The organism is Paenibacillus sp. p3-SID867 (genome assembly GCF_025142895.1).
Taxonomy (GTDB): domain Bacteria; phylum Bacillota; class Bacilli; order Paenibacillales; family Paenibacillaceae; genus Paenibacillus_AQ.
Window position 1 is genome coordinate 14,288 of record NZ_JAMBDM010000019.1, and the last position, 23,728, is coordinate 38,015.

General features: G+C 43.5%; 25 protein-coding genes and 1 pseudogene. 1 reads left to right on the forward strand and 25 read right to left on the reverse strand.

Annotated elements, in window-relative coordinates; translation table 11 throughout:
• Positions 1-3: 3 nt before the first annotated feature.
• The 8 genes and pseudogenes from M4D81_RS28170 to M4D81_RS28200 all read right to left on the reverse strand — a co-directional run bounded on the left by M4D81_RS28170 (position 4) and on the right by M4D81_RS28200 (position 7,554).
• A complete protein-coding gene (locus tag M4D81_RS28170) occupies positions 4-1,740 on the reverse strand; it encodes a DNA cytosine methyltransferase (protein WP_260068842.1) in 1,737 nt (578 codons plus the stop codon).
• Between the two features lie 123 nt (positions 1,741-1,863).
• Positions 1,864-2,064, reverse strand: a complete 201-nt coding sequence (locus tag M4D81_RS28175; protein WP_260068843.1) for a hypothetical protein — start codon at positions 2,062-2,064, stop codon at positions 1,864-1,866.
• Between the two features lie 44 nt (positions 2,065-2,108).
• Entirely contained in the window at positions 2,109-2,681 is a 573-nt protein-coding gene (locus tag M4D81_RS28180) for a hypothetical protein (protein ID WP_260068844.1), read from the reverse strand.
• Between the two features lie 32 nt (positions 2,682-2,713).
• The gene (locus tag M4D81_RS28185; protein ID WP_260068845.1) at positions 2,714-3,550 is read right to left on the reverse strand and encodes a DNA adenine methylase; all 837 of its coding nucleotides are present in this window, start codon (positions 3,548-3,550) and stop codon (positions 2,714-2,716) included.
• 233 nt (positions 3,551-3,783) lie between these two features.
• Positions 3,784-4,620, reverse strand: coding sequence for a hypothetical protein (locus M4D81_RS28190; protein ID WP_260068846.1), 837 nt, complete (start codon positions 4,618-4,620; stop codon positions 3,784-3,786).
• A 69-nt stretch (positions 4,621-4,689) separates the two neighbouring features.
• Positions 4,690-5,285: pseudogene (locus M4D81_RS34885) on the reverse strand (XF1762 family protein).
• Positions 5,286-5,688: 403 nt separating this feature from the next.
• Positions 5,689-6,396: a hypothetical protein gene (locus M4D81_RS28195; RefSeq protein ID WP_260068847.1), complete on the reverse strand. Its 708-nt coding sequence runs from the start codon at positions 6,394-6,396 to the stop codon at positions 5,689-5,691.
• A 63-nt stretch (positions 6,397-6,459) separates the two neighbouring features.
• The gene (locus M4D81_RS28200; protein ID WP_260068848.1) at positions 6,460-7,554 is read right to left on the reverse strand and encodes a hypothetical protein; all 1,095 of its coding nucleotides are present in this window, start codon (positions 7,552-7,554) and stop codon (positions 6,460-6,462) included.
• A gap of 464 nt (positions 7,555-8,018) precedes the next feature.
• Between M4D81_RS28200 and M4D81_RS28205 the strand changes: the two genes are divergently transcribed.
• Positions 8,019-9,560, forward strand: a complete 1,542-nt coding sequence (locus tag M4D81_RS28205) for a hypothetical protein (protein WP_260068849.1) — start codon at positions 8,019-8,021, stop codon at positions 9,558-9,560.
• 542 nt (positions 9,561-10,102) lie between these two features.
• On the opposite strand, the gene M4D81_RS28210 is transcribed toward M4D81_RS28205, so the two are convergent.
• The 17 genes from M4D81_RS28210 to M4D81_RS28290 form a co-directional block, all read right to left on the reverse strand.
• Positions 10,103-10,795, reverse strand: a complete 693-nt coding sequence (locus M4D81_RS28210; RefSeq protein WP_260068850.1) for a chemotaxis protein — start codon at positions 10,793-10,795, stop codon at positions 10,103-10,105.
• A gap of 566 nt (positions 10,796-11,361) precedes the next feature.
• On the reverse strand, positions 11,362-11,520 hold the full coding sequence (locus M4D81_RS28215; protein ID WP_162939252.1) for a hypothetical protein: 159 nt from the start codon (positions 11,518-11,520) through the stop codon (positions 11,362-11,364).
• The gene (locus tag M4D81_RS28220; RefSeq protein WP_260068851.1) at positions 11,483-12,607 is read right to left on the reverse strand and encodes a hypothetical protein; all 1,125 of its coding nucleotides are present in this window, start codon (positions 12,605-12,607) and stop codon (positions 11,483-11,485) included. The genes M4D81_RS28215 and M4D81_RS28220 overlap by 38 nt, the downstream gene beginning before the upstream one ends.
• A 60-nt stretch (positions 12,608-12,667) precedes the next feature.
• Positions 12,668-13,795: a hypothetical protein gene (locus tag M4D81_RS28225; protein ID WP_260068852.1), complete on the reverse strand. Its 1,128-nt coding sequence runs from the start codon at positions 13,793-13,795 to the stop codon at positions 12,668-12,670.
• A gap of 9 nt (positions 13,796-13,804) precedes the next feature.
• Positions 13,805-14,290 (reverse strand): BC1872 family protein, encoded by a 486-nt coding sequence (locus tag M4D81_RS28230; protein WP_260068853.1) that lies wholly within the window; start codon positions 14,288-14,290, stop codon positions 13,805-13,807.
• A 162-nt stretch (positions 14,291-14,452) separates the two neighbouring features.
• Positions 14,453-14,920 (reverse strand): hypothetical protein, encoded by a 468-nt coding sequence (locus M4D81_RS28235; RefSeq protein WP_260068854.1) that lies wholly within the window; start codon positions 14,918-14,920, stop codon positions 14,453-14,455.
• 175 nt (positions 14,921-15,095) lie between these two features.
• Positions 15,096-15,245 (reverse strand): JAB domain-containing protein, encoded by a 150-nt coding sequence (locus M4D81_RS28240; protein ID WP_260068855.1) that lies wholly within the window; start codon positions 15,243-15,245, stop codon positions 15,096-15,098.
• Between the two features lie 40 nt (positions 15,246-15,285).
• Positions 15,286-15,807, reverse strand: a complete 522-nt coding sequence (locus M4D81_RS28245; protein ID WP_260068856.1) for a JAB domain-containing protein — start codon at positions 15,805-15,807, stop codon at positions 15,286-15,288.
• Positions 15,808-16,089: 282 nt separating this feature from the next.
• Positions 16,090-16,653 carry a hypothetical protein gene (locus tag M4D81_RS28250; RefSeq protein ID WP_260068857.1) on the reverse strand — a complete coding sequence of 188 codons (564 nt, stop codon included), beginning with the start codon at positions 16,651-16,653 and terminating at the stop codon, positions 16,090-16,092.
• Positions 16,654-16,656: 3 nt separating this feature from the next.
• A complete protein-coding gene (locus M4D81_RS28255; protein ID WP_119851418.1) occupies positions 16,657-17,001 on the reverse strand; it encodes a hypothetical protein in 345 nt (114 codons plus the stop codon).
• Positions 17,002-17,016: 15 nt separating this feature from the next.
• Positions 17,017-17,277 carry a hypothetical protein gene (locus M4D81_RS28260; RefSeq protein WP_244235592.1) on the reverse strand — a complete coding sequence of 87 codons (261 nt, stop codon included), beginning with the start codon at positions 17,275-17,277 and terminating at the stop codon, positions 17,017-17,019.
• Between the two features lie 76 nt (positions 17,278-17,353).
• On the reverse strand, positions 17,354-17,548 hold the full coding sequence (locus M4D81_RS28265) for a hypothetical protein (RefSeq protein WP_260068858.1): 195 nt from the start codon (positions 17,546-17,548) through the stop codon (positions 17,354-17,356).
• Between the two features lie 234 nt (positions 17,549-17,782).
• Positions 17,783-18,016, reverse strand: a complete 234-nt coding sequence (locus M4D81_RS28270; RefSeq protein ID WP_244235591.1) for a hypothetical protein — start codon at positions 18,014-18,016, stop codon at positions 17,783-17,785.
• Positions 18,017-18,121: 105 nt separating this feature from the next.
• Positions 18,122-18,433, reverse strand: coding sequence for a DUF4258 domain-containing protein (locus tag M4D81_RS28275; RefSeq protein WP_260068859.1), 312 nt, complete (start codon positions 18,431-18,433; stop codon positions 18,122-18,124).
• A 184-nt stretch (positions 18,434-18,617) separates the two neighbouring features.
• Complete coding sequence (gene ltrA, locus M4D81_RS28280) at positions 18,618-20,501, reverse strand: group II intron reverse transcriptase/maturase (protein WP_260068860.1); 1,884 nt, start codon at positions 20,499-20,501, stop codon at positions 18,618-18,620.
• Between the two features lie 989 nt (positions 20,502-21,490).
• A complete protein-coding gene (locus M4D81_RS28285; protein WP_260068861.1) occupies positions 21,491-21,889 on the reverse strand; it encodes a hypothetical protein in 399 nt (132 codons plus the stop codon).
• Positions 21,889-23,724, reverse strand: coding sequence for a glucosaminidase domain-containing protein (locus M4D81_RS28290; protein WP_260068862.1), 1,836 nt, complete (start codon positions 23,722-23,724; stop codon positions 21,889-21,891). Before M4D81_RS28290 ends, M4D81_RS28285 begins: the two co-directional genes overlap by 1 nt.
• Positions 23,725-23,728: the final 4 nt, after the last annotated feature.

Genomic DNA, 23,728 nt, shown 5'->3' on the forward strand with positions numbered 1-23,728 from the left:
TTCTTAATGAACAATGGCTTCAGGCAGTTGTTCAGATTCTTGACGAACCCAAACTGCCTCATAACTGAGTGTAAAGCCGGCATCTACAGAAGCTGCCATCAAGGCTACGAGGAACGTAGTTCCCATTGCTTTAGATGCTTCTGGAGGAACGGCATTCCCTATATACTCCCTTGCCTTTGCATCGCTGCAGCCAGTAAGTTGAAAAGGCAAGCCGTTAGGAAGTCTAGCTGGAAAAGATTGAAGCATAGCTAGTTCAAACGTTGTAAGAGGACGATGCCACGTACCATCTTCTGCAATGATGAGATACACCCCTCGATCTTGATCCGCAGGAAAAATGCTTCCTTTTTCCGAAACCTCGGCATTAGGAGATAAAGTGTTTCGCGGATCCGAAACGCTCGCTGCAGACTGCATAATTCGATTTGCGGATCGAACGGTTTTTGCGGTATCATCCCATCGCTGTATGCCATAGCTATCAGGGTGCAGATTGGTTTTACAACGTGGATCCGAAAACGCCAAGGCCCCGCTTCCGAACCGCGTTCCGGTTACACACGGCGAGGGTTCATCTGATCGAACGACCTGGTAAACGCCAGGGTGTCTCCCCTTACGTTCTTTTAACCGCGGATCATTAACGCAAACGGCACCATTATTTGGTCCCACAGCCCCTGTTACGGTTTGAGATGACTCATCCCATTGGGATATTCGGTAAATGGAACGATGAGTGCTATTTTCGTTCAAGCCCATCCGAGGGTCCGACACCGCTGTAGCCCCATTACTTCGTCCGGGACCAGCTCCACCTGTAACCGTTCGTGCAATATCGTTCCAATCTTCGACTGCCCAGGCTCCTCTACGAGGCTCGTGTTCAATGCGGTAGTTCCACCAATCCAACTGATTCAAATCTCTCCAATCCCCGCCGGCGGGGATCAGGGCTAGCCGCATCCATGTCTTCCACTCAAGCTTTGGAAGGCGATGAAGCGGGCCGCCTGCGAGGGTATCACCTGGCAATGGCAGTTCTCCAAGAACTTCGCCAATCGTTTTTAACGGCTTCCGCGGCGGCTGGTAAACGAAGTTACTCATACGCTGTTCATTTCTTGCTATCAATAAATACCGCTTTCTCCGTTCTCCCAGGCCACCTAGCTCCCCACAATCATGGGTATTATCACTCGATAGATAGCCAAAAGACTTCAGCATTTTTTTAATTCGATCGAGGATTTTTTTCCCTCTGGTCATGATTCTAGGAACATTCTCTAAAAGGATTAGAGCAGGTAGATTGCCACCATACTCGAGGCAGGCTCTAAGCGCGATTTCAAGTCCACGAATTGTTAACTCATTGAGGGCCTGATATTTCTTTGTTTTTGCAGACTTCTCAGGCAGAAGCCCTGAGAACCCTTTACAGGGAGGAGATGTAAAGATAACATCGGGCACTTCCCATCCGAATGCATCCCACAGATCGCCTGGCGTAGCCTCGTACCAATTTTCCGGAGGCTCTTGTCCGTAAAAATCGATGTATTGTTCTCTTGAAAACAAATCCATGCAAACAGCCTTACTGCCGGTGATCATCTCATAATTTTGGCATACCACCGGGTCAGAATCTATGCTGCAGAGCGTTCGGAAACGTCCTACAAACCCCATATAATCCCCGCGGGCTTGAGCAAAACCAAGCGAACCACCGCCGGCGCCGCCAAATAAATGAGCCACGGTGTGTTCCGTTTTAACTTTAGGTTTACTTACACAAACGACCATCCTTATTCCTCCTGCTCCTCCCCGTCTGCACTGGGGAGGAAATTGATATCCCCAGTGCAGAGGGTTAAAGCATTCGATGTATTGGTTTGATCCTATACCGTGAACAGTCTTCCTGTCTCTCTCTTACTCCAGACAATAGGTATATTCTGCAACGTCTTTGCGGGACACTTTACCACCGAAGACACCGTATTTGGCTCTCTGAATACAACGGAGGGTAGCATGCTCCTCTTGTGTCCCGCGTTTATCACGGACGTTGACAGCCGGATTGAATGACGGCCGAATTCCCGCATTAAAAGCTTTGATTGCTGTATCGGAAATCTTCAAATGGATCTCTCCTCTCTTTTGCTCCCTCATTTTAGTCGAGATTTTCACAAGATGCTGGCCGTGATTTCCGAAATTCGTTGGATGTCTGGTTCTGCTTCTTTGTAAAGGCTCGAAATGGCTAAATACTGCTTAGCGGATATCCGTTTTACCTCACTCCAGTTTGTTTCTAATGTCGACGTGGCTCGATCGTTGATCTCGTCCATCACTTCAAGTAGACCTGGTTGCTCCCTTATGACTTTGTAGATAAAACCCCGCTCAACTTCTTTACCATTGTTCAACGCCATCACGTAAACGTCGGCGCTGCCTCGGTCCAGCGAGACATTTTCATTTTCTAGTTCTTTGAAAAAGTCCTCAACACTCGACTCGCCATCAAAAGGATAAGACCAAATGTAGACTTCGGATTCCGGATCACCCGGAATGACCGAAGTTAAATGAAGATAGCCAGTTTCCGTCGTAAGCTCCGATTTGCCATCCTTCTCCGACCCGTGTTTCGTTAAATAATGCTTGGTTTGGTCACTGCAAATTCTCACAAAACGATGGAAATCAAAGTCGGAATACACTTTTTCTATAAGTCCTTCGTCCACAAGTACGCAATTAAACAATCGTTGTTCTATCATTTCAGGTTTGCCTCCTTCTATATCGCTCCAAATTAAAAAAACGAAATCTGCTGTTCAGAACGTTTTGGAACGTAGTTCATGAACAGATATTCCGTCTCTACCCTGCGTTTTTGGCCAAGCGACGCCTTTACGACGGCACCGACCTTCGCTTCTATGGTCACATAATTCCAATCTTTATATAGCTCAAGTACAAGCGGGTCACCATAGTAGGTGACAAGACATTTACCTTCGATATGTTTGAGCATTTCGGCAAGCTCTGCATGATCCTCTTCTCGGAATCCACCTTTATAGCAATTCTCGCGGCCAACATAAGGCGGATCAACAAAAAAGAAAACATCCGGACCATCATAACGCTTAATGATTTCTCGAAAGTCTAAGCATTCTATCATGACCTTTCGAAAACGCTTCTCAAATGCATCCAATTTGGCAATCGAGGATTGATAATCGGCAGCCGCATTTTTAACTTTCCCAGCGCGCCAACCGCTCGGTTGATTTGGCATGGGGATGATGCTTTGTCTCAGCAGATAGAAATACCGGACTGCTCGCTCATAGGGATCCTTGGGCATTTCTTCCCGAAGCCATGTCTCGTATAAATAACGACTTGTCGGTAAAGAAGCTAAGTCTTCCAACAGTTTCTCTTTATGTTTCCGCAGAACCATGTAAAAATTGACGAGGTCTCCGTCCTTATCATTGAATATTTCGACCTTACTAGGCTGCTCCCGCGCGATGGTCATGTTTGCAGCTCCACCGAACAGATCAACCCAACAATGATGATCTGGAAGATAAGGAATAATAGACCGTGCCAACTTAGCTTTGCCTCCGAAATATCTCAACCCAGACTGTACTACAGTTCCATTCAACGCCATCATCCATCTCTCCTATTTTCCGAAGTCGGTTTATCGATTCGGAAATAGGCAGGACTCTCTCTGTCCTCTTACGTTACCTCGATTAGAGAAGCGTAAGTGCTACTTATCCCGATAGGGAGCTCGCAGAAGGGGGCTACAATGAACCGCAAAACGGGAAAATACCCGCTCCTTCATTCACACCTGAAATTAGAGAGTATGGGGGCGCCTTCTTCTCTTCGTCATCATAACTTCTCCTACTATTTAAGAAGTGCGATTTGCATACGCTGCAGTGCAGCAAAAACATTGTTTTCAGCCATCAAAGCGTAATTGTGTTTGATCAAGTACAACCTTAATTTTGCTACACTCTGGCCGAACTTGCTCTTAAAGTGCTCAAAATCAGCATGACAATGAAGCTCCGCTAAGGATTGTATAGACTCCAGGAAGCGGGTTAGTTCGCCAGTGATATCCTCTCTCTCCATAATGGCTTTAAAAGCCTCATATGCTTTGTTCGCATCCTTTTTCTTTTGTCGATAGCTGCCGATCAGTTTTTTCAGTTCCTCCAAGTTGGCCTCAATGCCATACAAATGAGCTCTGTTCTCGAACTGATCAATCAGTTTACTTGCGTCAATTGGTGACTGGAATTGAAGCAAAGACGACACAATCATTTTCTCTCGTTCTATTTCCTTGAGTCTGATCCGGGTAAGCTCGTCCTCAATCAACTCCGCGTACCATGATGGCTTTGCTCCAAGCGGTACTCCGTCGCCGTAAACGCGATATTCGATCCCATTTGCATTGAATAATTGCTTTAACGGGTCGGATATTGTTTTGCCGGTATGGATCTCCACGAAGGGAAGCGGGTGAATCTTTTGAATAAAGGCTACGATCTTCTCCGCAAATGCCACACATTCATCTTTGCGTGGGTGCCATTTCTGGACAGGGTACGGCTCAACGAGCTCCTGGTACTTGAAAATACGCTGCCCAAATACGCTTAGAAAGAAAATGTTTTCATGTGGGAAATTACGAACCTCCATATAACGAATGACGTTATTGACCCAGCGGCTGCGCGATCCTTGAAAGAATGTAAAAGCCGGCATCGGACTAGTTTGCCGGGTTGATGATTCTGTGATCAGGGCAATTCGGTTCAGAACAATCCCTCCTTTTCTTTATTTCTCCTTGCAAGTTCGAAGGTCCATAACCCAAATCTTCTTGGGCCCTGTAGGAGGACGATCTTGTCGTCTACGGCCATGGCTCCGCCAACTCCCTCCTGGACTTATTCCATCGAATCGGAATCCTGCTGCTCGTAGTGAGGATCCCGCTTCTTCTATCAGTGTGTAAGTAATGAGGGAGTGGTACCCATTTCCTTTGCTACACGTGCAGCAACTGCATACAACTTACTACAGATGTTTTTATAGGCTCGTTGGACGCATAAACGGGTAACTTCTAGCGTCTGACCGTTGTCTCGGAAGCGGGACACGGGCCGGCCGGCAGTAAGGACACCAATTAAGCTACGTCCATTGCTGAAGCCAAGCGCGAATTTCATATCTTGTGGAGCTGGATGATGACGATGATACATGTCAATGAAGTTACATGCTTCTTTAAAGGTCACCGGCACTGGAACCAATTCGAACTTCCTCCAATCCGGATAAAGACATTTCATGTAACGGGTCGCCTGTTTACGGCTAAGGGCAGAGTCCCATATGACGTCAAATCCTTCGTTCATTAACTCCCAGCGGAGAATCTGCACTGTCCAACTCCTCATCTGAAAGAACCATATACCGCTTCAAATCCTCGTTTACGAATACCCAATAGAATTGTTCGTACTTTCTTGATGAAGGTGTGATATGACTCAATTTTCCTCTCTCCTCCTTTTTTGCACAAAAAAAAGAAGACGCAAAAAAAGCGTACGTATCCCGTACACTTTTACGTCTCCTCTAAGTGCAAATCATTTTTAAGCAGCTAGTTGACTGCTGACCCTTCCTCGCCGAAATTAACGGCATGGAAAATAAAAAAACTTAAGTAATATCAATATTATAGCGTAGATTCAATCCTGGTGTAAATCTAGTTGATTTTTTTCCAAAGATACAAATCTGAAATAAGGAGTCTATCCTCCGTATCTAATGCTTCTTCAGGAATTATATACTCTCCATCATCAATATAATAATCTAAGCCCTCCCAGTTTTGGATTGAAATTTCCGGGGGGTAATTTTTAAATATGCTTCGCCGAGTTCATACACAGGGTTCTCAAGCTGGACACGAACGTGTCTTTTTAATCGGATCCCGTTCGAGAGTTCCGGTAGTCTTTCACCATTTTTATCCTTCAAGACTATTATATTTTCATTTATGTCGTCGTAGTATTGTCGTAATAGTCCTAGGTAATACTCAACATTGCTGGATCGTTGAATTACTAGCATACATATTACGGTATATGTCAGTTCGAGTCCTTCCCGACTTATCTGTAATTCCTTTTCTCCTTTCTTACATGAGATGATCTCATCATTAAAAGATAGGGCGCTTTTGTTATGAACCGCTATATTTCGAAGTAGTGTTAGAATACGATAAACTTGCTTTAAAACAATATCTTCGTCATTGTTTTCTGGTAATAGAGAGTACTTTTGCTCGAATCTTTTATCCTCAAATTCGGGTTTTTTTATATCGATATGTGCATCAAATACTCCAAAGAAAAGAAGCAACTGAGCTAAGGGATTATAAGAAAGATCCGATTTATTAAAGAATACTTCACTATACCCAGTAGTTAATATCCTGGTCTTTTCACCATAATCAAACGTTAATTTTCGAACTTCGGGTTCGTGAAAACGTACATTTGATTTTTGCAAAACCGAGATTGTTTGATTAATAAAGGACTCGATCAATTACACCTCACCTCCAAACAGGGGGTACCCTTTTAAATTTGGCAAAACGAGTGAATTTTTGAATTATTGAATAAATTTATGGATACACCTTCTAGATAACTTCTCAAGTATATTTAACCATTTGTCTGACAGTTCAGATGATAATGGCCCCGGTAATATGAATTCATTCCGAGTTTCTTTTTTTGAATGAACAATACTATTTCTAAATTTATATAAATGTGCCGAAAAGTCATCCAAAGTATTCAATCGAATGAGACCGTTGTGAAACGCGTACTCCACAAGGTCATGAGTTTTTATTTTTTCCAAAAGAATACTTAGTAAGTTGTCTTCCTGAGTTTTGAAAATCTTTGTTATTTCCAAAATCATAGCGTCTAAGTCTTCAGTAGCAACATATGACTCGCTGATTGTTTCAAATTCACTTTTTCTGTTTGGAATAAAAAAATACTCTAACACCCTGTATAATGATAACGGATCTTTCTTCCTTCGTCCTTCGTTATAAAACATAAACACTTCATCATATTTATGCTTTTGATAAGTTAATTCATTATTTTCATTAGCATCAAAATGATTAACACCATTCCAATCATCACCATAAAAAGTTATAATCTCAGGATAATCATTCTGTAAAGGAGCATAAATTCTTGAAATATAATATAAAGCCTGTTCAATCAACCTCTCCACTTCTTCGAATTCTACGTTATTAATCGACACGGTATAAAATGAATCCCATGTTCCATTAGAAGCACTATCATACAAGAGATGATTAAAAATAAACTTATATGTTGGGCTTGGTATCCCAAACCTTATTTCTGTATTACCAATTGAGAATGAATGATCAAATTTAAAGCCGTTTCTAGTGTGAATTGGCGAGTATGACACTAAAAGTTCACAATAATTCTTTAAGAAGAATCCTTTTCTTGGGTAATACCACATTCCAGGATTGTCAGCTTTGTAATCGTAAAGATTAAATAAGTGTTTAAATTGATCAACATTATTAGGGTCCAAACCAACCTTTTTAATGTCGATTGCAACAGTTTGTTTTTCTAGCCAAGGATGGAAAAACACCAACTTTTCCTCATCATATCGCAGGAATGTAAGTTCTTCTATGAGATCTCCATAGTATTCGTCAATGCAACTCAACAAGTTACCATTTTCCATAATAACCCTCCGAAAGTTTTTCTCTGTTCTCATTTCCACTAAAATGCCCGTTAGTTGAGAAAAAGCAGCCTGATCGTTGGCTGGCCGCCGCTGTTGATTGTGGAGCTATAGTTCTCCGTTAGCCACTAAAAGTAATTTAGACCTCCTAATATTACCATATTAATCATGGATTCGTTAAAGAAACCTGCCCGTTAGCTTAATGGGGCTTTATCGTCTAATGTAGTGTAGTGCTTAGAAAAATGTAAATGAGCCCATTACCGTAATTTGGAATCCGCTTATTCCCAATTTTACATTGCGATGGGCTATTTATGGTCAGTGTAAGCAGTGAGATAAATGGATACAAAAAGCTATCATTATGGATAATTGTTGTTGTTGAGGCGTTTTTACGGATCCGATTGGCAGGAATAACAACACCTCCTGGGGTTATACTATGGCCAATTAAACCTGAAATGGAGAGTTTTATTATGCTAATCATTGGCGGATTGCTGAGTCTTTATGCAGTTGTTGTAATTGTGCTCTTGTTCATTGCGCGTACAAAGGTCGTCGCATTTCTTGATCGTCTTGCAAAGCGAATTAATCAGATTATCCTTGAAATAATCGGCGTTTTAACCAAAATTTTTGACGAGCTCGAGCAAGCAAAGACGCATCTCGACGATTTTGTCAATCGGATCATCCAGGACATCGAGGAGACGCTGGCCAAACTAAAAACACTTATCAGCCTCCTCACCACTAAAACGATTCCCGAAGCCGTTTCAGCTGTTCGCGATTTCGCTCTCGATGTTTACCAGTCGCCCTTCTGGATATCGTCAGATGTTCTAAAAGCGTTGGTGAATATAGATCTTATCCCAGAAGCCGTTGTGAATAAGCTAAAAGTGTCAGAGGAGCAGTTGTTTGAATCGGAGGCGGAATTACGTGACTTCTTGGCAAAACAACTGACACCTGAAGAAGTCATTAATTATGCCGATGCTATAGTGCTAAGGGCGACCAATCCGAAAACGGATGAGGGTATGGTCCGCAGTCTCATCGATGCCAGAGAGAGTATGGCACAGATCGGAAACGAAACAGTTCCTGCAGTTTCTAAGATGTTAGACACCATGATCGTACCCATCGGAGCCATCTTTATTATGACGGGGATTATTGCTGGGCCAGCAGCAGGAGCTCTTACTCCTCATGTTGTCGCATTCGGGCTTATGGCGCAGGCGCTTCTCCCAATTGTGCAATTTCTTGAAAAACTAAAAATTGGCCGTGGAGCATTGGGCTCGATAAGCATTCCTCCACAAGACATCACCCTTCCGATTTTAGGCGGAGGCGGAGGCGGTGGCTGCCCTTGGTATAATCCCTTTTGTTGGTTTTTCACTTTGCCTAAGAAAGTAAAAAGAGGGAAGCTTGATAGAAAAATCGTAGTGCCTCGAAAGCTTGCTGGGATTGGGATTCGTGAAGGTCAATGGGGGATTGTTGCTATACCCTCTCGTGATTCCACGGTATTTGGCGATCTTTCAAACGTTGAGCATACCCTGCAGGAAGTAAGGGATTTTAAAGACCAGTGGTTAAACACGTTAGGTACGTTAACAGGGAAATACGACGATATTAAGGAAAGACTGAAGGAAGTTAGCGACAAATTAGCGGTATCGGGAACACATATCGCAGATTTGGCAACGAATCCCAAACGTTTGCCTAAACAAATAGACAATCTTAAAAAGCAATCGAAAAGTTTGTTAAAACAAGGGGATAACATCAACGAGCTCATTTTCACTCTAAATGATACCCTTTCTAAAATCGAGGATGAGGCAGAGGATGTGAAAAAGGCGATCTTTGCTCTTGCTGGCGACCTGAAAGAGCGAATCGATCGCATCAAAGAGCAAATCAAACATCTCCTTCAGATCTTCCAAGGGCGTCTGGATGTCCGCACCCCATTGCTTCGTGTGACCAACTATGCCGTCGGCTTTGTTGTCGCTATCCATGCCGCCTTTTTGCTCATTGGCATCTGGATGATCACACAGGCCTAAACTAAAGCACCTCGGTGTCACGTGAGATTCAAACCTTTGACATGTGTTTTTGAAGCGAAAAAACGAGCCGAGTAGTCAAGGGTGTAAGAAGAAATCAGCGTTCGTCGCATCAGTGAATACTTTTTGTATTATCACTCCATTAAAACCACGCTTGGCGCGCTGATGGGAAATATGGCGCCAAGCAAGAGCAGCGCGGGCTGTGCTTGGTCAATTCGATTCATGGTTCTCTCCGATGAGGTATTACTCCAATTTATTAGTCCCCGACATCAAAAACAGTAGCAGCCATGGACAAGAAAATAAAGTCCAATACTGCTGCTGTTTTATTTGGTACGAATGTATTTAGAGCCTAGAGTAACAAGTATTGCGTTACTGATTCGATAACTGGCTTGTTTGGTTGTACAGATCAGCTAGCGATTTTGCTATCCGATCAATCACCGTCTTCGAACGATAATACCCGCCATGTGAGTTTAGAGGGGTGCTGGCCAGGAACCCAGGATTTCTGACTTCTACATCTTCGGTCACAGATGTATCATACTGCGCACTTAAGCCCTTGAGAGGGTAAGCGATAACGTCATCTTTTCATAGAAATTAACCCATTCGCCATAAGGAAGCCCCGCTTCCTTAAGAGCTGGTGAGGGAAATGCAATAGGCCGGCCAAAATCCTTATACCTCATTGTCCAAATTGCAATCGGACTACCCATCGTGTAAAAATGTGTGACGGTATCACCGCGGACGAGTGAAGATTGATTCTCACTAATTGAAGAAAGCGGGCCACTTGGGAGCCTCTCGTTTTGAAGGTCGTACAAGAAGTTACTCGCGATGATCGTACCCAAACTGTGGCTAATAATACACAGCGGAGCGTTGGGCCCCGCACACTGCGCCAGCTCCTGAAGCTTCTCGTAAAAGCGCAAGTGGATTGCGTTATAGATGTAGTTCGTTTCATCATCCCCTTCTTTATGGGGAAGTGGCTGATAGGCGATTGCATCTCCTAAAAAGCTTATTGCGAACCCGCGAGCATCAATATGCTCGTCCCAGTGTAAACTGTTAGGTGCGAGCTTCTCTTTAAGCTCATCCTCAATACGATCGGTAATATCTGCCCAATAAATGCCTTCGCTAATCAATTCGATCTCTGGGCAAATCTCGGATAGCCTTACACGTATTGCTCCCGCCATCGTTTCGTGAAATTCTTCTTTTTGCTTCCCAATGCCGTGTACAAACCCTAAAGCGATTTTCATAAGAGGCTCCCCTTCATCAACATTACCTATCCATATAATTAAAGTATTTCCTATTTGGCAAGCATAAGTACAATCCTACCTTAATTAACAACGGCTGCCGCAAAACTTGTCGGTCTGCCTTTTAGAGCTATCGTGACTGATCTATCCTGCCCGTTAGTTCAATAAAAGAACGCTCCCGCGCCTTCGGTAGGGCTACGTCCTCCTCATTTATTTTCTTTGAACAATCAGATCTCAGAAATAAAAAACCCCTTGGTGCGCGAAGCCTCCTAGGGATCTAGATTCAAAAACGAAAAAGGAAAACGGGTTTATCGCTTTCGTTCTTCCAACCTTTTAATAGTCTCTTCTCTCTTTTTTCGATTTTCCCTGGTGATTTCATCTTGAGACTTAAACTTAACCTTTTTCGGCTTCGTCACAAAAGGCACGACTTTTCGATTCGGCATATTTCACTGATCACCACCTAATGAATTCTCTATTAGCAATCAGTCTGCCCGAATCTACTTGATCTAAACTATGAAAAAAAATGAAAAAAGACCTTGGCATACACCAAGGTCTGGTAACTTTATTTATTAACTTTTTTCAGACGCCGCCGCAGCTTCTTGCTGTGCAGCCTTTAAATCGTCGAGAATCCTTAAGACTTCCTCGCGTTGGTTGCGATTTTTATCCTCGATATCTTTTTGGGACACGAAATTAATTTTCGTTGGCTCTTTGACTTTTGGCATTACCATCTTGGATCCCCTCCTTGCCTTCGATCTCTCGTTTTTGTAATAATAGACAGAACGCCTGTACGAGACGATATACTTCACGTATCTCTATAATATCATTTGATAGAGTCAGACTCAATGCCTTGTCGTTGGAATCGTCAAAATGAAAGTTCCAGATCCAAGTCTCCCCATAGATTTTCATACGATAGGCTGCAACCGTCCGACCAGGAAATGGATTATTATAGGAAAATCCATCTTCTTCACTGGGAAGCATTGCAACGTATACAGCCGCATATTTTCTCGCATTCTCTTCGGTTAGAGTGATTTCGGAAGGACTTGCACCGGTTGTGCCTTTATCATGGATTTTTCTGATTTTATCCTCTTCCACTCGATATATCGTATAAGCACAAACAAAATCCAGTTCATAAAAGTTCATGCAATCATTGGCGTACCGGTAAAGTGATTTATTAATAGCTTTAACCAAATCGACCAAGTATCCAACAGCCCGTTCGTACCTTTCAACCTCACTCTTCAAGAAATCACGTGCAGTCCGATATTCGTCCTTCTCTGTTTGTACAGCCGCAACGTGACCTTTCGTGTATTCAATAATACTCTTTAAGTCCTCTCCATTGTTGGGGTTGAAGATCGGTATCATAAAATCATACAGACCTTCAAATGTAGGACCGTTTCTATCCAAGAAAGGTTTCCATAGCTTATATTCCAATGGCCTTTTTTCCTTAAATGCACCGATATGGAAAAGAGGATCCCCCATCGTAGCCATTTTTTTTGTATGTTGAATAACAAAAATCCAATATACACCGAACAAAAGCAGAAGTGGGAGAACAATAATCAGCCAAACTGGTATGGAGGCTAGTATTCCGCCAATTACCACCAAAGTTGGACCGATAAGCGGAGCTACAACCCCACCCAGTTTTCCAAGTGTGCCGGCTGCTTTGAACATCCCTATGTAGGATTTCAAGGGACCACTCCAAGCTTTTTTTCTCCAATCCGAAGAGTCTTGTGTCCTCGCATTACGAAAGATCGGATCGAAGGTTGCCTTTAAGTCCCCAAGAAAACTGTGATAATTGTTTTTCGTATCTTTATGCGACATCCATGTCACCACTCATTCTTTTATACTATGAACGCTTGTCCACTCTATTGTAGCGGGAGGTTAGCGAGGTGGCAATAAATCTATGCTTATTTGCATATCATCATATCGATCCTCCAGGCTAGAAAATATTCGGACGTTAAAGGCTAGTGATTCCTCCGAGGTCATCCAGATTGGTGCCCTAACCGTCCCGTGAAGAGAGAGTAGCTTACCGAATATCCGTCCGTTCAGCCAGGATGAAGCATCCGCTGAAAACCATGGATATTGAAGCAGTAATTCCGTAGAACCTACACCAAGTGCGTGGAAATTCGCTATATCACCGAAGCGTTTGAAAATGTCATCGAACAGCTGTGCACGACGCTTACGACCAACAAAGACGGAACCGCCAATGGCAATGACCTCATAGCCTTGATCGATGTAATCCTGCAGCACGGCCAGCGAATTCTGAACATGATATACCGGAATTGGCTTTCGGCCAACTGCCCGCTCCAAATAAAGCGTATTCGCCTGTGTTGTTTCCGGATCCCCAATCTTATCGATCGTTAAAAATTGATAGATGATATCACTGTGTTGCTTCACGAACTCCGCATATTCATCTAGGTCGAGCGGTTTCACTGTTTTCCCTTTCCGCTTAGCTTCATGAAGGGTCTTCTCCCCCGGATCGAGCATGACGCATTTATAATCAAATCCCAGCTCGCGAAGGTTATCCTTCCAGGTTGCTGCGGTGTCCGATCGAACGGTAAAGTAGTTAATCAAGACGAACAAACCGCCGTTCTGTTTTACGATCCTCACATCACGTTTCCCTTTGCTGATTCCAGAGTAAATGTATCGCAATCCCTTTAAAGAAAGACGAACGCCGGCTGGCGTTCGAAGTACCTTACAGATATCGATCATAATGATCCGGATTAAAGCAGCAAGTGCGCTTGAAAACTTTTGAATCCGGATCAATTCTTTTAAGGTGATTACTCTTTGGTGAAACAGAATAGCTAGGGCTTTTCTCAGACGTTCCCGGGGAATACGATTCGCTTCGTTCCCGCTGGATGTCTTGATGTATACGTACTTTTCAGTAACGCGTTCAATTGTATTTGCTCTGCCAGTCACCGTATGTACCTGGTAACCGGGTTTTCCGTATTTTCGGAAGAATAGCCGTTCCTTTGCCTCCGCTTTTGCCAAGAAATGAATTGTAGACATGGGCGCCTCCTATGGTAGAACACGGTTAATGGGCTGCATCATCCCGCCTTGAACCGGTTTCTCCTTTGTCAACGTGATCGCATGCCTCATTACAATGCATGACTTACACAGCGCCTGCTGCAGCTTTTTACCCGCCGCGATGTAGGCATCTTTAAAATAAACCATCCAAAACAATCCGGCTGCGGAGCCGCATGGTTGAATGGATACTTTGTCGGGAATGAGAAAGAACTCAAATAAATAATGAGCGGTCGTCAAGCACTCTGTTGGCTTAAAGTCTTCAACTCGCAATAGCTCAGCAGCTTCAGTAATATACAAGCCTGCATTTTCCCCGCTACCGAGGGTCCATTCCATAACTTCGGTTGCGATGTAATGATCCTGGTCTTCAGGACACATGTTGTCCCAACGACGAAGCAATGGTTCAAGCTCCAGCCGAACCTTTCTCATAGTATCTACCGTTAAGTTTTTGAGACCTTCACCATGTAAATGATTGATCATGTTTTGCCCGTTTGATTGCGGAGGAAAACCCTCCCACAACCGTAGGGTCTCCCTCCTTTTATGATGAGCCTATTTCTACTGACTCAAAGACTATACTGCTCCCCAGGAAGCGGGGCACGATGCTGCTTCCTGTTCACAGTCAATGATTATTTATTGCAGAGTTTATGCTGACTTTCGTATGATTTGGCCGTACATTCTACGTGCCTCAGCAAGCACTGCTATCTCCTGTGCCCAGTGATCTTTACCGAGGGATCCCCAACAATGGCTGATTTGGTACTGTCGCTTTAAATGTAGAGAGATCGCCTCTGCGTTCCAACGGCTGGTCAGTACAGACTCACAACATTGGTATAAGTCGTAATTGCCCACTTCTTCCTTAAAGACTCGTTTCACCGTATACACATTTACGTATTGAAACATGAACAGAAGAGGGGCTGCCTTGATGAACCACGCAGCAGCCGTACGGATCGCCAGTAACTGTCTCTTTCCAAATGTCCTGGCCCTGTCCATGAAGTCCTGAATTCCTGTTGTCCAAGGTGAAGGGAATGAAACATCTGTCTCAAGAGAATCTTGATTCTCTGAGAACTCCATCTCCTCTAGATACTCAAATAAATCGATTTGCTCATATTGCATGAATATCCCTCCCATAACCCTCATCCCTGCGGAAAGAGGGTTACAATCTTTATCCCATAATAAAAAGGGACGAGCTTCAAAGCCCCTCCTTTTTCATTCTAAGTAACAATAGTTGCACTCAGCGCACCCATCTTATGCAGTTTAAAGCCGGATATCTCAACAACGGATTCAATCATCATAAAGATTCCGACAAGCCTATTTCCCTGGGAACTGGGAATGTGCCGTGTTCTTGAAAACTGTAGTATTTATCGCCACCAATAATGATATGGTCCATCACCTCAATACCAACAATGATACCCACCTCAGCCAACCGTTGAGTAATCATGATGTCCTCAGGGCTAGGGTCCGGTATTCCGCTTGGATGGTTATGGGCAAATATATACCTTTGCTGCCCCTTTACGAATCGCCCCTTTGAATATCTCTCTTGGGTGTGCAATGGAGGCATCTAGACTACCCACAGAAATGGTCTCACGACCAATCATATGGTTTTTGGCATTCAGATAGATCGTGACGAAATGTTCACGGTCCAAATATTTAAGATCCTGAAGGACGTCTTTCACATCTACAGGACTTCGAATTATTAATTCATCTTTTATAATTGGAGCATTCATTCGTTTAGCCAATTCAAAAACCGACATCAACTGAAAACTCTGCTTTTCATCCAGACCGAACAGGACAGATAATTCAAATTCGGATAGCGTGCCCAGATGGGACAATCCATTCTGCAGAATATCGTCCACCATGGCTGAGATGGATCGCTCTCTTACAATCGGTTCCAGGATAACCGTCAGTAAATCTTTTGCAGAGAGACGGCCGGCGTCACACGAATGAAAATAGACGTTTTTCGCTTCCCTAACTGCCGATTCATTTAAAATAGAAATTGACATATTAAATGCACCTCCCGCTCTAGCGTGACAAAAGTTTACCGATAACAGTATACTTTTTCATTTGTGCCCGGCGGTTGTACATCCATTGTAGTTTATAAAGGTTCACCTTGTTATTCATCTTTAATCGCCCTTACCGCAACTGAGGGTATACACCCCCGCCAAAGTTGCAGCAGAGGGGCTCCCTCCTTACGATAATGGTATTTTTATGGCTCCCTGGGCAGACGCCTAAGCGTACCCATCACTTAAGCCGATTCAATGGATCCGGCTTGATCAAAATTTCTATTACCCCACGTTCAGATCAAGGCAGATCTGATCGTCTGGACGATGATGCCCAAGTAAATTATGTTTCAGTTCATCAATCCATAATGAAAAATGATTATGCGGAATTGATTTCCGGATATCGCTGTTTCTAACCTCAAAGTAATAATGATCAAGGATAGGATAGAACGAAAATCGGATCTGTTTTTCTGATTTCACCCAAATGTTAGGGACGCTTTCATAAAAGCCAAATAAAGGTGGTTTAAAATCAGAAGTCGAAACTTTAACTTGTAGCCAGTTGACCGTTATCGGAATATGACTATTGACTGTAAAAAACCAATCGCTTATCAGGCGCTCCATTGGTCCCTTATCGACGATACCCCTTGCATTTAGCCAACGGATCCAGAAATAAGACCGATCAGGGCTATTCATCCGTACACGGGCCTCAATTTCCAGCTTATGATGGCCCACGGAGCGGGACCAGATGTTTTGCCTACCCAGTGTGAAACCTGCTAGCTGTAATATGGGAGCTACGGTTTCCAGTGGTGCGTCCGCATGCCATTTAAATGCGATACTCTGCAGCTTCATCGCTCACGCTCCAATCCGAAGGCCTTCAAAGATGATCGTTCCTAGGGGCAATACGCCACAGTATTTACGACCAGCAGCGAGGATGACGACATTCGCAACATTCATCTCCCGCTCCTGCAACTGCTCGTTGACCAAGGAGGACCAGACGTGCAACTCACCTGAAGAAAGGGACATTACGTTCACAGGGACAATGGCACTTTGAGCTGGGAGAGGAACGATCCCCTCGCCTGTTAACGAGAATACTTCTTCTCCTAAGCAGAATGCCTTGGTCAGCAGCTCATCCATACGGGTTTCGAAACCTCCAAGATTCATGAGCAGACAGATGGGTTTACGGCTGGATAATCGCAACTCTATTACTCCTCTCTATAGCACGTCGTTGTAAACAGAATATGTGCCAATTTGAAGCGGTACATTATGTCTTACGAACAGTTCCAGAAGGGCATGTTCGTATTCATCTGCTTCATGTTCAGGCACTTCTTTACCACGGTTGCCGACAATTACTTTGATGGGGGTGGATTTGACAACATCGAAGAAAATACAAGCATCGATGCCATTCTTCTCAACGACTGCTACCCCACCGCAAATCAGGCTTCGGTTAAGCTGAATCGAAACCTTTTTAATCATCTTTATGGCCTCCTTTTGGCAACAAAAAAAGAGCGTATTAAGTCGTCGCTCTCTTTATCGCCTTGTTTGGTTTGCATTAGGCAATTGAAGTTAACTTTGAATTGAGTCTTCGTCTCAGATTTCCCAAAGTAACTTCAACGGTACCGTATACCTTGTACTGATTGAGAAGATCGATGTATTTCTCGATCGTCTGCATGAAGTTGGCATCTTCATCACGAATGTTCGTGACAATCAGCGTCCCCCCATTAAATCGGTACTGAAATACATTCATGTCTATTAACCCCTTTCACGATGGATCGTTACCCAAAAATCAATCGGTCTATCGTCAGGCATATCCCGATGACATAGCAAACGATTAACAACACTTTGGTCTTATCTGTACTTTTAGTCGGCACTAGAATCAAACCCTTCGTTTTTATGATCTTATAAATAAAAAAAGCCCCGAGAGAATCACGCTTTTTCAACGTTAGACTCTACTCGGGACTTTTCTTTTTATGTCTCCAGGTCACGTGCTGATGTGCGGGTTGATAAAATCCATTGGTGTAAAATGCTCCTTGAGCTTGGCCAACGAAACCGTTACATCACCGATAATTCCATGTTTCTCTAGCAGCATCTTATAACCATCGACAATTACACCATCAGGAACCTGTGTCAATACTTCACATTGGCATTTCCTAGCGGGAATGTCGGATACGGTTAACTTACCACCTTCAAAAACTTGGGACTTTGTGGTTAACATATTTACGTACTCCCCTTTGCAACGGTCACAATGAGTCGTCATACACAACGCCTCCTTCTGACCTTATTGTATCACGGAACTTGATTTCCCCAAAAAAATTGGTGATTAATCAGTCTCGATATAAGGAAGATAACGCCTTCCAGGTGGGTAACAAGTAATCACCCTGAAATGCTTGCTCGAAAGTAATCCAACTACAATGATAAACCAATTCCCCTGAAGATCCTTACCGAGAATTAAACGGCTTGGGGTAACTAGTTTCATGGAGCGGGATGGCCTTTTTCGATTGTCTTCGCTCGAATATCCTTCAATTATTTTCCCGTTAAAGATCGCAACGGCGATATCGATTTGTGTGTATGTACGATCTTCGTACTCCTCATTTTCGAGACGATCATTTAAATAATGATCGGCGATTTCCATGATGTATCCATCGACACTTCCGTTCACGGCCTTCCGGAAACACTCTAATTCATGTGGCCAGTTTTCCTTATGGGTAGCGATAGGTAAGGGACGGCATCGGCATTACCCGTTATGGCACCCTTTTCCCCCGCTTCACACCGTGCATGCGACTTTCACCGCACACGGCGCTCCATCAGATCCTTATCTACATCTCGCTCAATATTTCTCTAAAGTACAGAATTTTTCTCCAGATTCGGCCACCTAAATGTTCGAAGTTGGAGGATGAGTGTATCATCCTGTGGCACTCCTCATGTAGTGTGGCTAAATTATTTACACGGTTAACATGGGATAGTTCTAGGTTGGGATTGGTGTGGTGTATGTGGACATTGTATGGCTCAACTAATCTTCCACAAATACGACACTTCCCTTTATCTCGATTAAACGCATAAGGGCGATTCATGAAGTATTCGAAATTGTATCTGGTATTGGTCAGATGTGTACCAATCAGATTCAGGAGTGATATACTCAGAAGTTCATCCGCTCGTACTTGTAAGGGTTTCTTTTGAGTACGTTCGTAGTAGATTTTCCTACCTTCCTTTGAATACGGAGTTTCCTCTTGTTTCTTAAATGGTGCACGTTGCCATGTGGCAAATCTTAGATTCGTCAGCCCGACGGTCATATTCTGATGCCGTATACTTGGGATTCTAGATTTGTACTGACTGTGTACAGAAACGAGATTGTCTACCATATTTGCAGGAGTTAACGATCCTCCGTATCTCCTTAACTTCATATACCCTGCTCTACTTAGTAGTTGTGCGTATTTACTGAGATCAATGTGAACCCATGTTGCGACCCGGTAGTATTGAATAACTCCCCTAATCTTCGAGTTTATGATGGTTAAATTGCGAACTAGTTGATAATGGAATTCCGTTTGCTTTGGATGTCCTTTACCAAGGTTCTTAATATCGTTTAATATCTCGTAAACCTTCGATTTTAGCCTTTCTGGGTTGGGTCTAATTCTAGGAACCCATCCTGTAAGGGAGTTTCCTTTTACTACCTTGTAGTTAAATCCAACGAAGTTTATTGGCTTTTTGCGTATATTGGTTATCAAAGTCTTTTCCTCAGATAATTTTAGTTTGAGGTTGACTTCGAGATAGTATGATATACGCTTCTTCCATTTTTCGGCGTTGCTCTTGGAGCTCGTAATAAGAACCCAATCATCAGCGTACCTTATAAGATAAGCAGGTTTAAGATTTGAATTTTTACGAAGCATCTCGATGCGTTTGTCATGGCGTTTGTAATGATGTCTCGTCTTCTTCTCTTCCCATTCCCTCACGATCCATTGATCAAGTTTATCAAGATATACGTTGGCGAGTAGTGGTGAGATGATTCCTCCTTGTGGAGTTCCCAGGTCATTGACTTGGAGTTCATCCATAATTCCGGCCTTTAACATATACTTGATAATCATCAGCACTCTTCTATCCCGTATCCCCATGTGCCAAAGCTTTTTAAGCAATATGGTGTGGTTTACGTTGTCGAAAAACTTGCTGATGTCACCTTCGATAATCCAGTGATAACCAGTGGTGTGTACCGTATTGGTTATCTTACCGAGTGCCATGTGTGAGTCACGCATTGGACGAAACCCATACGAATGTCTGAAGAACTGCGCTTCTAGAATAGGTTCTATCACTGCTCGTACACATTCTTGGATGATTCGGTCAAGAATTGTTGGGATACCAAGAGGTCTCTTATCCTCTTTTCCCGGCTTGGGAATCCAAACCCTTCTAACAGGTCTTGGAGAGTAGTTCGTTAGATTTTCGCGAACCAAAAGAATGATTTCTTGGTAGTCTCTTTCGAGAATTGAATCCCTCATTTTCTTCCCGTCTGACCCAGCAGTTTGGCTACCCTTATTGGCCTTGATTTTATGGATCGCAGATAAAATATTAGGTTCTGATGATATAATTTCTAGCAAGCCCTTGAATCTCGGTAGGTCGTTGGAAATAATCTTGTCTCTTGTTTCCGCGAAAAGTTTGTCTAGTATGTCCCGGAGTTCTAGCTCTGTCTTCGGATAGTCGAATTTTTGAGTCAACGTGACCACCTCCTTTGAGGCCTGTAGATCGTTGACGTTAGTCAGGTACGCACAACGGCTTCCTCGACAAATTGAGTGATCATGTAGATAAAAACTGACTATGCCCCTTCGCCTTGTAACGGGCTTTCCCCATCTCTGACTACTACGGGCTGCCGCCATTCGGATTAGATGGTCATTTCCTAACATCTAGAGGTATCGGGATTTACTTCCCTTAACACCCTCTTCCGAACTTCCATTGTTCCCTACATCGTAGCCTTACATTTTCACCTTAGCCTCTCCCTCTAGCCCGTCAACCAATCTTTTGTCCATTGTTGGAGGACGCGGATCACCAACTCAGTTTAAGTGGTATAGAAGTACAAGGATTAAGTGTACTTCTACGATTGACCCACATGTTAATGGGCGACTCCCTTTTATTCGGTGAGTCTTAGACTTCGAGCCGTCAAACAGGAATTCACGCTAATGCATTAGGCATAGTGACTTTATGGCCCCCCGCTTACCTTCCCTAACCGCTTTTCAGGTCTGGTTTTCAGCGCCTTCACCGAGCTTCATACCTTGTACCAGTAAATGTACCAGGCATGTCGGAGTATTAGGGTAAGAATGCCAACATTCATTCTTTAGTGGGAACCTCCCCCACCTACTCTGATGTAGAGTTAGATTCATATGAATCCCCCAGTTTTATTGCTCATTTCTGAGCAGATTGTCTGGGAACAATGCGCACTAATCCACGTCTCTATTACCCCCCTTCTCAAAAATAGAAATAAAAAAAGCCCTGAACGCAAAAATAAAGCACACCAATACAAGGTCTGCTCCGTCCTTTTTGCATCAAGGCAATTATTTAGTGTTGTCGTATAAAGACAACATACTCCCTCTTCGCTGAAAAATAGCAGCAAAGAAAATTAATCCATTTAATCGTAATACCTTAATTATAGTCTATTAAAGGAAATGGGGCAATAGGAAGGCTGTATTGGCCTTATCTATTGCCCCAGATATTAACTACTAAAGAATTCGTGAATCGATCTGTATTTCGGCTGCTCTTCCATCCGATCGCGGTTTAAAGTCTCCCAAAGCTCTAGCACTGCATTTTCTTCCCCATAGAGAGTGCGAACGTTTAATATCCGTAGCATTAATTGATGGATCGGATCATCTGTAGGCAATCCTCTGTGCATCTGGAAAAACACATCTTCGTGCCGGAACAGTACCAGTTGGGCAAATTCAGCTTTCTTTTCAGGTGCTGCTTTTTCAGGCATCAGGACGGCTTGAAAGAGGAGCACATCGTCGTATTGTTCTCCAGCCATGAGGAACCATTGTCTTAAACCGGTGAAGGTGATTTCTAAATTCAACATAAAATATGTTTCGGTATGCAGCTGTTTAGCTAAAAGTGCATTCATTAGTATGTCCCCCTAACGTATTGGACGTGAGAAACGAATAGGTCCTCATCGGTACCGCTTGAAAGAGTTACTATGATGGCGGCTGGCAGATCTTTTACATACAGATCAGGAGATTCAGTCTCACCGTAACTACCATAGTTTACCACATTGTTGTAATTAACCGAATTTATTATCGGCTTATTAAAGGTTGGATCGATTAAATCCGTTCGAGTAACTACTTCAGTTGTTTCGGTTTTCCCCGTTTTGGGGTCAGTAACCGTAGATGTGGATCGATGCACCTGCTTCGCATAGTAGCCAAAATATTGCTGGATGCCGAAAACAAGGGTTACGTTACCATCGCCACCTACGCCTCCGCTGCTTCCTCCCCCACTACCTCCGCCAACAAATGCTACATCGTTAAACGGCTGTCCCGTTGCTGGATCGATTCCTCCATTGGCGTCAAGGGATATGAGGTTTTGACTTCGCATGATGCTCTTTAACTTATTGGCATACTGACTATCTGTAGCATAACCGGCACGCTGTAACTCGTTTGCAAAGGCGTAAGGATTGTCTTGAGCTAAGGCAAAACGATAGCGCGAGTTTCTTAAAAGAAATGCGGAATGATCGGCGAAGGATTGCTCTACACTAGAATAGGCACGAAATGATGCGATGATTGTTACGATTTTGCCGCCGTACTCTTCTTTAGTTTGAGCTGAACAAGTTGGACCGGTATACCCTTTCTGTGCCTTAATACCAAAAACGTTATTGCAAATACTTCGATTCCCATATCCGGACTCGAGCGCGGCTTGAGCAAGCGTAATACTTGCAGGAACCCCGCTTCGCCGCTCTTCAGCCTGGGCGGCAGCAGCGTACTGCATGAAAAAGGGATGTGTCAAAGAACCCAAGTTTGGAGGGACCGTGACTATGGGGGCTTCCTCCGGCGTTTCAGTATCCGTCCCCTCACCTGTTCGTGAATCACTTGTTCCAGAATGCACATTCCGTATCGTCACAGTTCCAATATCACTAAATGGCGGAGCGGGAAATTCCATATATACACCACTTAAATACATCATTTTGTCTGAAAAAAAGTCATAATCCCCGCTTTCCTTCGTCCACTTCACCTTATTGAATAGTTTGAATGCTTCTTTACTGGCTGTATCCGTTGCCTTAGACATCAACATTATGAATGGGGTAGGATCTACTGGCTCCTCACCATCCGGGATCCATTCGTAGTGTAGATGAGGGCCGGTAGACTTCCCAGTATTACCCGAAAGACCAATAATCTCCCCGCGGCGAACAGCTTGTCCGGGCTCGACGAATGCCTCACTCAAATGAAGATACCTTGTAGTTGTTGCTAGTTCAGAATCTGAACTTTTTATCGCCACGTATATGCCGGCATTGTAATTGCTTTCCGATGAGTTTCTAGATGGATAGCTTACCGTTGTTACAATACCATCAAACGAGCTGATGATCGGTGTTCCGACAGGTAAACCAAAATCAATTCCCTTGTGAAAGGCTTTTGTTCCAAAGACCGGATCTGTTCGCTCCCCAAACTCACTTGTTAGTATTCTATCTAAATCACGATAATAAATTTGAGGAGGAACAACTCTTTCAGTTATAAATGCTGATGAAGCTACTACCGTTGTTGATGAGACTAACGTAGCGATTATCATAAAAAAGGCGAGCACACCTAATAGGACTGCGAGAATAATCCAGAATATAGGGTTTTTAATAAGCAAAGGCATTGCTTTATTGAGTATTCGCCGCTTGACTTCGCCTTTGAGACGTTGTTTCATGTTCTCCTTGTTTAATCTACCACTTACGATATCGCCAATGAGAGCTTTAGAATCTTGCATGATA